Here is an 11,004-nt window from a genome sequence, read left to right on the forward strand (position 1 = left end):
TCCAATCGTTTAAATGATACTATGCTGCTAAGGAGGTTAAGCAAAATGATTCAATATCGGTTGTATATTGATGGAACGTGGCAAGACGCGTCGACGGAAGCGTATTTTGATGTGACCAATCCCGCCGACGGCTCGGTAGTCGGCCGCATGGCGGACGGCGGGAAGGAAGAGGTGAAAAAGGCTGTAGATGCCGCTTCCAGGGCATTCCCGGCCTGGTCCCGGAAAACCGCCCGGGAGCGGGGAGAACTGCTGGCCCGGGTATACGACGGGATGATGGAACGGAAGGAGGAGATGGCCCGCCTCATGACCCAGGAGCAGGGCAAACCTCTGGCGGAAGCGCGAGGTGAGGTGCAATACGCCGCCGACTTCTTCCAATGGTATGCGGAAGAAGCCAAGCGGATCTATGGCGAAACCATCCCCGCCAGCTCCCCGGACAAGCGGATCTGGGTGCAGCACCAACCGGTAGGGGTGGCGGCGGCGATCACCCCCTGGAATTTCCCAGCGGCCATGATCACGCGCAAAGCGGCTCCGGCCCTTGCCGCTGGCTGCACCATGGTGGTCAAACCGGCGGAACAAACCCCGCTGACTGCGGCGTTGCTAGCAGAGATCATGGAAAACGCCGGCATTCCTGCTGGGGTGTTTAATCTGGTGACCGGAAGCCGGGCAGCAGAGATCGGAGATGCCCTCCTAGCGGATGAACGCGTCCGGAAACTGACCTTCACCGGCTCGACGGAAGTGGGCAAAACCTTGATGAGACAGGCAGCGGACACCGTCAAACGACTCAGCTTGGAGTTGGGGGGACACGCTCCTTACCTCGTCTTTGAGGATGCGGACTTGGAACAAGCGGCTCAAGAAGTGTTGGACAGCAAATTCCGCAATGCCGGTCAAACCTGCGTCTGCACCAATCGGGTCTATGTTCATCGCAGCATCAAAGATGAATTTACCTCCCTGCTGACCCGTTATGCCCGTGAACTGAAGGTGGGGAACGGACTGGAGGAGGACGTGCAGATCGGTCCCCTGATCGATGAAGCCGCCTTGGAAAAAGTGGATCGACACGTCCGTGACGCCGAGGCGAAGGGAGCAAAGGTGATGCTTGGAGGGAACCGGATACCGGTGAATGGAAACGGCTGCTTCTTTGAACCGACGGTTCTGTTGGACACGACGGAACAGATGCAGGTGGAACAGGAGGAGACCTTCGGCCCGGTGCTCCCTGTTCATGCCTTCGATACGGAAGAAGAGGCCCTCGAATTGGCCAACAACACCCGATTCGGCTTGGCCGCTTACCTGTACACCCGGGACTTGTCCCGCGCCGTCCGTGTCTCGGAAGGCCTGGAATACGGGATCGTCGGGGTAAACGACGGCATGCCGTCCACTGCTCAAGCCCCCTTCGGCGGGATGAAAGAGAGCGGCCTCGGTCGGGAAGGCGGCCGTTACGGAATCGAAGAATATCTGGAAACCAAGTATATCTCCATTGGTCTGAAGTAACTCGGTCTTTCAACCCTGCATCTAACAGCAGCCGCGGCGGAACGGGGCAGTCTTGGCGATGGGAAGATACCCTCCCACTAAACGGGAGGGGTTTCCAGTCAATTTGGACCACTATGATTGCCTGTCTGAGAATCCGGCCGAGCCCATGTTCATCGTTCGATTCAGATGAGCACCGCTGTTTTCGTCCCCGGGTTTTTCTTTCCGCGAGGCTTGGGAAAGTGATCGCATCTTCTGGATCCCGATGGTAGTCAGGTTCGATCTGAAGAAATGTCCTTATAATAACTTTATTGTGTTGGTCTGTTTTTTCGAAAAAAATATCCGAATTAAAGAGAGATAAAAGAAACGGAGTGAGGGAATCGACCGTTTACTGTGGTGAACCTCTATAAGGACGGGAAGTGTCCGTAACACGAGGTGTTCATGTTTAGATCCCGGAGAAGAAGGTAAAACCATTAAGGAACCTTCCAGCGATCGAGCATTTTTTAATCTGACAAGGAGTGATTACTATCCCCGGAGCACAACCTATGCAACCGGATTGGATGAATCAATTGATCATCCCTCTAGGTGCGGAACTAGCCGTTTTTATTATCAAAGCCTTGATCGTCGCTTTTGTGGCAACCTGGCTGCTCAATAAGTATGTCAAACCTTTTTTCCCGAAACAGAGAGAAGCGGTGTCCACGGAACAGAGCGTTGAGGAGTCAAACACACAGGAGCAACATACGAATTCATAAACCGGAATCCGGTTGCGGCTGCTGACAGGAAAAGGTCAGCGGCTGTTTTTATGTCAAGAAAACGGAGGTGATCCCGTGCAACTGACCGGCATTCACCATGTTTCGGCGCTGACGGCAGATGCTCCCCGGAATCGAAGCTTTTATACGGAGACCCTGGGTCTGCGCTTGGTAAAGAAGACGGTCAACCAAGATGATACATCCTGTTATCATTTGTTTTACGGGGATGAACAGGGAAACCCGGGGACGGAATTGACGTTTTTTGATATTCCTCAACTGGCGCCCACCCACCCGGGGACCGGCAGCATATCATCAGTTTCGCTGCGGGTAAAAGGTCGGGAAGCGCTCCATTATTGGGCGGATCGGTTTGACCAACTTCAGGTGGAACATGAAGGCTTCTCCGACCGCGGAGGACGGGATGGACTCCTTTTCCGGGATTTCGAGGGGCAGCGATTGGCGTTGGTCGTGGAAGATGAAAAGGGCGTCCCTGGCGGTCATCCATGGGAAAAAAGTCCGGTTCCAGTCGAGCATGGCATTCTGGGACTGGGCCCGGTGATGTTGACGGTGGCCGAAGCGGAACCCACTCTCCGCATACTGCTGGATGTGCTGGGATTCCGTCCGGCGGGAGAATATCCGTCTCCAGATGAGGGGCAACCGGATATCCAGATCTTCGCTACGGGTGACGGGGGTCCCGGCGCCGAGATCCACGTGGAAGAGCGGCCCGATCTCCCGAGGGAACGCCTGGGCCGGGGCGGGGTCCATCACGTTGCGTTCCGGGTGCCTGACGATAAGGAATACGAGGCGTGGCTGGAGCGGTTAAACGAGGCGGGAATTCACCATTCAGGCCCTATTGACCGCTATTATTTCCGCTCCATCTACTTTCGGGAACCAAACGGGATTTTGTTTGAACTGGCCACCGATGGCCCCGGGTTTGCGACAGATGAGGACCCCGACCACTTAGGAGAAAAGCTGGCTCTTCCTCCTTTTCTGGAACCCCAACGGGAAAGAATCGAAGCCCGGTTGCGACCGCTGGATTAAATCAATTAGCGACCCTAAGCGGGTCGTTTTTTTGATTCGTTCGCCACCTGGGTGGTTTGTTTTCTCGCAATGAGTATGCTACAGTATCGTTGTATTTTGCAACGGAATGGGGTGGTGTCAGATGAGAATATTGGCGGTCGCTCCCTACCCAGGGTTGAAGAAGCTGCTGTTGGAGTGGGCCGATAAGGACCCGGAGATCGATCTAGAAGTGGAAACGGGGGACTTAGAAGCTGGTGTGAAGCAGGCGGCCCGTGCCGAGGAGAATGGGTTTGATCTGGTGATCAGCCGCGGAGGGACGGCTCAGCTGATCCAGGAAGCGATCTCCCTTCCGGTGATTGAGATCCCGATCACCGGCTACGACATGCTGCGGGTGTTAACGCTGGTCAAGGATTATCAGGGCGATGCGGCTATTGTCGGTTTTCCCGCCATTACCCGGGGAGCGGTTACGGTGCGGGATCTGTTGGGACTGGATCTAAAGAGTTATACGATCCACGACCCCGGAGAAGTGAGACAGGTTTTGACGCAGCTGCGTCAAGCGGGAGTCCGGGTCGTACTGGGTGATGTTGTGACCGTGCGGACAGCGGGAGAAGAGGGACTACACGGCATTCTGATCACCTCGGGAAAAGAGGCGGTGTCAGATGCTTTCCGAGAAGCCAAGCAGACCTTTCAACGGATTCGGCATCGAGAGGAGAAACTCCGCTTGTTGCAGTCGATCCTAGATCGGGAGGAGCGGGGGATTCTGATCACCGATCATCAAGGGAGGACGATCTATGCCAACTACCGGTTAAAGAAATGGTTGGATATGACCGAGAGAGGAGCAGAAGATGTGGCCGCCTGGTTGTGGCGGGAACATCCCTTTTTAAAGGATAGGAGGATTGTCCACGGGATCACTCTCCCTTCAGAACGGAGCGTGGTGGTGCAGTCCGAGGAGGTGGACGGGTTTGTGGTGTACACCTTCCAGGAAAGCGCGTACCCGGAGGGACAAGGAATCAAGGTCAAACGGAGCGGCTTTGCCGCGTTCTCCCGCATCGAAGGTAGGAGCGGATCCATACGGCAGGCGGTGGAGCAAGCCAGAGTAGCGGCCTCCACTTCGACGCCGGTTTGGCTCACAGGGGAGAAGGGAACTGGAAAAACCCGCTTTGCTGAGGCGATCCACCTGGCAAGCGGGCGGCGAGGTCCCTTGATCACAGTAGATGGAGCCCGCATGGAACAGATACTGGTGGATCGTGAAATAGATGTGGCCCAGGGGGGAACTCTTCATGTGGAGCGAGCGGATCAGCTGTCTGCCGGCATCAGGGAACGTCTGCTTTCTGATACTGCGGAAGATAATGGACCTCGGCTGATTTTTTCCTCTGGCTATCGAGCTGCTGATATGAAAGGAAGCTCCTATATCTTCATTCACTTACCTCCTCTGCGGGAGCGGATCGAGGATTTGGACGACTTATGCCGTCTTTGGATTGCCCAGTTCAATTCCAAGTACGGAAAACAGGTGGTCGGCTTGGAGCCGGAATTGTTGGAGTTGTTTAAGAGGGAACGTTGGCCGGGGAACCTACCCCAGCTGGCTGCTACGTTGGAAGGGTTGGTACGGGAAGCGAATACCCCCTTTCTATCTGTCGACCAAGGACGGAAGCAACTGAATCAATCGATGGGGTTTACACAAGGGATATCAGAATGCAACAACTTTTTAAGCGGGACTTTAGAAGAAATCGAGGAACGGATCATCCGCCAGGTGTTGGAAGAAGAAGGGGACAATCGGACAAAGGCGGCCAAACGACTGGGAATCAACCGTAGTACCTTGTGGCGAAAACTGAATCGCAAATAACCTCTCCCGGAAAACGGTTACTAATACCATTGCAATATAGAACATAACTTATGTAGACTCAAAGTGAAAGCGTTTTCTTTTGGTTTATTTGTTGTAAAATTAAACGAATCTGATACGGTAAGGGAGAGGTTGGCAATGAAGATCAAGCGGTTTATGGATCGGATTCCCGGTGGGATGATGGTGATTCCGCTGCTCACGGCGGCTCTGATCAACACCTTTGCCCCGGGACTGCTGCGGATCGGAAACTTTACCCAAGATCTGTTTGTGGACGGATCGGGCACGTTGATCGCGCTGTTCCTGCTTTGTGCCGGGGCGCAGATCAACCTGCGCAGTTTCGGAGTCAGTCTGGCCAAAGGGGCCACCCTCCTGGGGGTGAAATGGCTGGTGGGAGCGGCGGTTGGCCTGATCGCCTACACCTTCGCCGGAGAGGACAGCTTGTGGCTCGGTCTCGCGCCCTTAGCGATCATTGCGGCGATGACCAATAGCAACGGTGGCTTGTATATGGCGATTGTGGGCCAATACGGGAATAAAGAAGATAAAGCGGCCTATTCTCTGTTGGCACTCAATGACGGACCGTTTCTCACCATGGTGGCCCTCAGCATTTTTGGGGCGATGGGTTATGTGGAAGGATTCTTCTCCTTGCAATCTTTTCTGTCGGTCTTGCTGCCGATTCTGGTGGGGATGGTTTTGGGTAATCTGGACGACGAAATGCGAAACTTCCTGGGGAAAGGCAGCGACATGTTGATCCCCTTCTTCGCCTTCGCCCTGGGGATGGGAATCGATTTCAGCAAGATTATCGAAGGGGGACTCAGCGGAATCCTACTGGGTGTGCTGACTGTTATTTTGACTGGCACCGCCGGTTACCTCGTCTTTAAAGCCTGCGGCTGGAACCCCATCACCGGAGCAGCGGAAGGTTCGACGGCGGGTAACGCTGTGGCCACTCCTGCGGCTATCGCTGCAGCCAACGCTTCTTTCGCCAAGGTATCGGCGCTGGCTACGGTTCAGGTGGCGGCGTCCACAGTGACGACTGCCTTGCTGTTGCCGTTGTATATCGCGTTCCTAGTGAAAAAACCTTGGAAAAAATCCTGACGGAGGCCACTCTTATGGAAGGTATCCATGTGAACCGGGATCCCGCCATCGGCGTGATCGCCGATGATCTGACTGGAGCGGGGGATACGGGTGTTCAATTTGTCGCCAAAGGGTTGGAAGTCTCTGTTCTGTTCTGTCCCGAAGCTTCCCTTGGGGCAACGGATGGTATCGTGCTGGAAACGGATAGTCGGACGCTTGCCCCGACTGCGGCCGCCAAAGCGGTATCCCAGGCGGTCCGGTGGCTGAAGGAGCAAGGGACGAAACTTTATTACAAAAAAATCGATTCCACCTTAAGAGGAAATGTAGGATCCGAGGTGCAAGCGGCCCTGGATGAATCAGGGCTCCCGTTTGCCGTGATCGCTCCCGCCTATCCCAAAATGGGTCGGGCCACAGAAGGAGGTATCCATTATGTGAAAGGGGTCCCCGTTCATGAAACGGAGGTGGCCCGGGATCCCCGAACACCGGTCACCGAATCGGATCTCAGCCGTCTTTTGACGGCTCAGACAGGGGAAAAGACCATGCTTTTTCCCCGAGGTTCCGGGGAGGATTGGGCAGAACGGCTGGCTAATTGTCGGAAAAAGGGCATCCGGCTGTTGATCTTTGATGCCGCCACCGATGAGGATTTGGTCCGAATTGTTCAGCAGTTGAGGCAGCATGCTGTTCTGTGGGTCGGTTCTGCCGGGTTGGCCGAGCACCTTCTTCCTGCGCTGGGAGAAGAGAAAAGGGAGGAACTGCCTGAGACCCGGGGTCCTGTGTTGACCGTATCCGGCAGCATGTCCCAGGTAACCCAAAGGCAGGTGAAACGAATGCTGCAGGAACCCGGGACGGAAATCCTCGAGTTGGATCCCACCCGCTTGCTGTTCGCCGATCCCCCCTCTCTGGAGGATGCCATGGAACGAGCCGGCCGGGTCTTAAAGCAAGGCCGTGACCTGGTGATATACGTCGGATCCGGAGATACGACCGGAGCGAAACCAGCCGGTTGGAATCGAGCCGAAGCGGGTGAACGGATCGTCGGTGAATTGGGAAAACTCGCTGGGGAAGTGATCCGGCAAAATCAGGTGGAACGTCTCATCCTGACCGGAGGGGATACGGCCAAATCCGTCTGTCGCCACATCGGGGCACAGGGTCTGACCCTGAAGGGAGAAGTGGAGCCGGGACTCCCCATCGGTACCCTTCTGGGCGGTCCTTCGGGACTGGCCGTCACCAAAGCAGGCGCCTTCGGTTCGGATGTCTCATTGGTTGAAGCAAATCATCGGTTAAAGGGGACAAAAGTGTATGAGTGACCGACCGATTATCGGAATGACGATGGGAGATGCAGCGGGGGTCGGCCCTGAGATTATCCTGAAAGCTTTACACAGGGCGGACCTTTATGATAGATGTCGCCCCATTGTGATCGGAGATCAGAAGATCATGGAACGGGCAGAGACCTTTGTTCGGACCGGCTTGGGGATTCATCCGGTGTCATCGGTGGGCGAGGCTACCTTCCAGCAGGGACAGGTGGACGTTTTGGACCTGGGATTGCTTTCTCCAGAGCTTCCCGTGGGGCAAGTCTCCCCCCAGGCAGGGGATGCCGCCTTTCGTTATCTGGAGAAGGCGATCCGCCTGGCGCAGGATGGTCAACTGGACGCCATCTGCACAGCGCCGCTCAATAAAGAAGCCCTGCAGCAAGGGGGGCACCGTTACCCGGGGCATACGGAGATTCTAGCCGATCTGACTGGAACCGACGATTATTCCATGATGTTATCGGCGCCCAAGCTAAAAGTGATTCATGTGACCACTCACGTGGGGCTGCTCGAGGCCGTTCGGATGATCCAGCCCGATAGAGTGTATCGGGTGATCCGTCTCGCCCATGACACCCTGAGCCGCGCCGGTATTGCCAAGCCGCGGATCGCCGTGTGCGGGATCAACCCCCACGCCGGGGAAAACGGCCTCTTCGGCAACGGGGAAGAGGAGGAAAAAGTGGTCCCCGCCGTGGAGAAAGCGAAGGAGGAAGGGATCGATGTAGAGGGGCCGCTGCCCGCCGACACCCTTTTCTTCCGCGCCGTCCGGGGAGACTTTGATATCGTGGTGGCCATGTATCACGACCAGGGTCATGGTCCTGTCAAAGTGTTGGGTCTGGATGCCGGCGTCAACATCACCGTGGGCCTGCCCATCATTCGGACCAGTGTGGACCATGGAACGGCCTTCGATATCGCCGGCACCGGGCAAGCGGATGAAAAAAGCATGGTGGCAGCGATCCAGCAAGCGGTGGAACTGGCTCCGAAAAGTTAATCGAATGGAGCTATGCAAAAAGCCGGGTGGATAGATTCCCCGGCTATTTTGTGTTTTATCTTACTCATAAATAGGGACCTGGTAAGATTTCAACACCCACTTGGGAACGACGAAGCGGGCAGTGACCAAGGGGTCGACCATCTGACAAATCTCCGTTTGGCCGGTGGCGCTCATCAGCATCGTCAGCTCCTCCAGTGGAAGATCGATATACTGAGAGAGATAGTCGATCATCTCTTCCACCGCTGTTTTGGCTGCTTCGTCCAGGGTGGAGGCAGAAGCGATAGTAACGAAGGAATCGGCATTTTCCAGACGGGGATTGGGAATGGAGAAACCTTTGATCACATCCAACTGAACGGTCACCTTGCCAGGGATCTCGATGCCCGAGACACAGACTTCTCCGTCTCCCATCGCCGCATGGAGGTCCCCCAGCCCAAACAGGGCCCCTTTCACAAACACCGGAAAATAGAGGGTGGCCCCTTCCGTGATCAGCTTATTGTCCATGTTGCCACCGTGGGAGCCGGGGGTCCCACAGGGGACCTCCCCTTCTGCGGGAGCCACACCTATCACCCCGATCATCGGATTGAGCGGGATATGTAACTGCTCGTTGAAAATGGCTTTGCCGTCCCGGATGGCAATCGGTTTAGCGCTCAGTTTTTGGAGACGGTGACCCATCACCCCCATTTTGGGGCCCGTGGCCATGATTCCCTGCTCCGCCCACTCGATCGTTTCGATGTGGACTTTCAAGATATCCCCTGGTTCCGCATCCTCCACCTCGATCGGACCGGTGGCGGGGTTGATTCGATCCCAATCCAAGGAGGTAAAGGTTTCGGTAGACGTCACCTGGTTGGTGAAACAATCATAAGTTTCGATCTCCACACGTGCCGGCGCCGTCACCCGCACAATGGGCGCGTGGTTTTTACTGAAAGAATAAATCGACTTTTCACAGGATAGTTGAACCGTCATCCCCCATTCCCCTCTTTTTGATCCCAGCATAGCACAGGAATCGTGCCGGAGAAAGTAATCCGAAAAAAGCTCGTTGGTGATCGATCGGATCATGCGGAACCACAGATCCTGGTCATTGAAGAAGGAGGCTTAGGCTATAGGGATTAGTCATCTGTGCGCTTGATCATTTTTCGAAGGTTTGTTTTGAAATTTGCAAATGAAAGGAAAAATTAATACGAAATGGACACAAAAGGAAACTGCGGTACGAATGATTACTCGAGGAGGGATGAAGATGAAAAAGTTGTTGAGCAGTCTGATAGTCGGTGTGTTAGCCGTCGGAGGGTTGGGAACTAGCGCTCCTTCAACCGTTTATGCAACGGAAGCCATGTGTGATAATGATGCGGTTGGTTATCCTTGCTCCAATGGATCTTATGGAAGTTGGACCTATCGAAGTGGATACAGTGGGGACCAAAACGGAGATGATCGCCTTGCCCGAAACGATTCCTATCGGTGGTATCACTGGGACTACGACTATTCCTATAACAATCCAGAACTCTCCGTATGGCTCAACAACTCCGATTTTACGAACCCTGCTGCGAACTATTTTATAAAAAATAGTTCCGGTCACTATTCTGTTGGTGATATTAACCAGAATACAGCACCTGGTGGCTGGAGTTACATCGGTGCTGTTAGTGGATCGATGAATGGAGTCGACGTGACTCAACACGGCGATTACGCAAACACATATACCGGTGCGGACATGGTCAATTTGTACAGCCTGCCGACTGCTTCGGTGAACCATTTGACCGATCAAACCTACCATACCAACTCCGCAATCGCCTCCATTCAAAAGAAAATGTTGAATGCGGTGGATCATTACCAAAACATCCAAGGATCCTTCCACATCCATTTCCAAAACAACGGACAAAATGAAACGGTCGAATTTCAGGTGGATGAAGGAAAAATACCGGGAAGCCATGTGAAGGTGACCAAAGCAAACGGAACCGTCTTTGAAACCAAGTCAAACGGGAAAGAACAGCTGGTGATGAACCATCAGAAAGAGCAGTTCTCCAAATCGAAAGTGGCTCCTCAAAAAGAATTCAACGGACCGCGTCATTTTACTAATGAAAAAGGGCAATCGGTCTTTGTCCAGCGGCAAGATCCGGCATCGGCCTATGTTGCCAAAGAAGTGACTTTCCCGCAAAACTACGCATTCTGGCTGCGTAACAAGGAAAATAAAGTCGTGGGCCATGACAAGATGTTTAACCGGGATATCACGGTGATCGAGGGGAAACACAACGAGTATCTCTCCAAGAAGTTAGGAGCTACCACCTATAAAATGTGGGTGGATACTGAGACAGGCGTGCTGTTGAAGCTGATCGGGACGGATCGGAACGGGGACGAAGCCTATCACATCAAGGTGCAAGACATTCAGTTCAACCAAGGGGTCAACACCCAACAATTTGCTCCGGTGGTGCCTAAGGATTGGGAAAAGATGAAGGAAAAATAAAAAAACAAAAAAAGAGCAGGGATCGTTATTGATGTGCACCCCTTAAAGTAGACACAGGAAAAACCCCCTGTGAACGGAACTACTTTTAAGGGGTGTTTTCATGGCGAAAAAAGGACAGAAGT

The 11,004-nt window shown here is 54.1% G+C and carries 9 protein-coding genes; 8 read left to right on the top strand and 1 reads right to left on the bottom strand.

Annotated elements, in window-relative coordinates; all coding sequences use genetic code 11:
- The first annotated feature begins 45 nt into the window (after window positions 1-45).
- From BLP91_RS10950 to pdxA, 7 genes are all read left to right on the top strand, one after another.
- Window positions 46-1,485 (top strand): NAD-dependent succinate-semialdehyde dehydrogenase, encoded by a 1,440-nt coding sequence (locus BLP91_RS10950; RefSeq protein ID WP_091570832.1) that lies wholly within the window; start codon window positions 46-48, stop codon window positions 1,483-1,485.
- Window positions 1,486-2,006: 521 nt separating this feature from the next.
- Window positions 2,007-2,213, top strand: a complete 207-nt coding sequence (locus BLP91_RS10955) for a hypothetical protein (protein ID WP_091570834.1) — start codon at window positions 2,007-2,009, stop codon at window positions 2,211-2,213.
- Between the two features lie 75 nt (window positions 2,214-2,288).
- A complete protein-coding gene (locus BLP91_RS10960) occupies window positions 2,289-3,248 on the top strand; it encodes a ring-cleaving dioxygenase (RefSeq protein ID WP_091570867.1) in 960 nt (319 codons plus the stop codon).
- Window positions 3,249-3,369: 121 nt separating this feature from the next.
- Window positions 3,370-5,070 (top strand): sigma-54-dependent Fis family transcriptional regulator, encoded by a 1,701-nt coding sequence (locus tag BLP91_RS10965; protein WP_176757943.1) that lies wholly within the window; start codon window positions 3,370-3,372, stop codon window positions 5,068-5,070.
- 135 nt (window positions 5,071-5,205) lie between these two features.
- Window positions 5,206-6,159: a 2-keto-3-deoxygluconate permease gene (locus tag BLP91_RS10970; protein ID WP_091570840.1), complete on the top strand. Its 954-nt coding sequence runs from the start codon at window positions 5,206-5,208 to the stop codon at window positions 6,157-6,159.
- Between the two features lie 14 nt (window positions 6,160-6,173).
- Window positions 6,174-7,442 carry a four-carbon acid sugar kinase family protein gene (locus BLP91_RS10975; protein WP_091570842.1) on the top strand — a complete coding sequence of 423 codons (1,269 nt, stop codon included), beginning with the start codon at window positions 6,174-6,176 and terminating at the stop codon, window positions 7,440-7,442.
- The gene (pdxA, locus tag BLP91_RS10980) at window positions 7,435-8,430 is read left to right on the top strand and encodes a 4-hydroxythreonine-4-phosphate dehydrogenase PdxA (RefSeq protein WP_091570845.1); all 996 of its coding nucleotides are present in this window, start codon (window positions 7,435-7,437) and stop codon (window positions 8,428-8,430) included. The genes BLP91_RS10975 and pdxA overlap by 8 nt, the downstream gene beginning before the upstream one ends.
- A 60-nt stretch (window positions 8,431-8,490) precedes the next feature.
- Here the strand turns inward: pdxA and BLP91_RS10985 are convergent, their stop codons facing one another.
- The gene (locus BLP91_RS10985) at window positions 8,491-9,393 is read right to left on the bottom strand and encodes an acetamidase/formamidase family protein (protein WP_091570870.1); all 903 of its coding nucleotides are present in this window, start codon (window positions 9,391-9,393) and stop codon (window positions 8,491-8,493) included.
- Window positions 9,394-9,664: 271 nt separating this feature from the next.
- Here BLP91_RS10985 and BLP91_RS10990 point away from each other — a divergent pair, with 271 nt between their 5' ends.
- Complete coding sequence (locus tag BLP91_RS10990) at window positions 9,665-10,882, top strand: LolA family protein (protein ID WP_091570848.1); 1,218 nt, start codon at window positions 9,665-9,667, stop codon at window positions 10,880-10,882.
- Window positions 10,883-11,004 lie beyond the last annotated feature (122 nt).

Source organism: Melghirimyces thermohalophilus (genome assembly GCF_900102685.1).
GTDB classification, from domain to species: Bacteria; Bacillota; Bacilli; order Thermoactinomycetales; family DSM-45169; genus Melghirimyces; species Melghirimyces thermohalophilus.

What these genes read in the sequence shown, in the direction of transcription:
- BLP91_RS10970 (WP_091570840.1), top strand. Translation starts at nt 5,206, where the DNA reads ATGAAGATCAAGCGGTTTATGGATCGGATTCCCGGTGGGATGATGGTG.
- BLP91_RS10990 (WP_091570848.1), top strand. Translation starts at nt 9,665, where the DNA reads ATGAAAAAGTTGTTGAGCAGTCTGATAGTCGGTGTGTTAGCCGTCGGA.
- BLP91_RS10965 (WP_176757943.1), top strand. Translation starts at nt 3,370, where the DNA reads ATGAGAATATTGGCGGTCGCTCCCTACCCAGGGTTGAAGAAGCTGCTG.
- BLP91_RS10985 (WP_091570870.1), bottom strand. Translation starts at nt 9,393, where the DNA reads ATGACGGTTCAACTATCCTGTGAAAAGTCGATTTATTCTTTCAGTAAA.
- BLP91_RS10950 (WP_091570832.1), top strand. Translation starts at nt 46, where the DNA reads ATGATTCAATATCGGTTGTATATTGATGGAACGTGGCAAGACGCGTCG.
- BLP91_RS10975 (WP_091570842.1), top strand. Translation starts at nt 6,174, where the DNA reads ATGGAAGGTATCCATGTGAACCGGGATCCCGCCATCGGCGTGATCGCC.
- pdxA (WP_091570845.1), top strand. Translation starts at nt 7,435, where the DNA reads ATGAGTGACCGACCGATTATCGGAATGACGATGGGAGATGCAGCGGGG.
- BLP91_RS10955 (WP_091570834.1), top strand. Translation starts at nt 2,007, where the DNA reads ATGCAACCGGATTGGATGAATCAATTGATCATCCCTCTAGGTGCGGAA.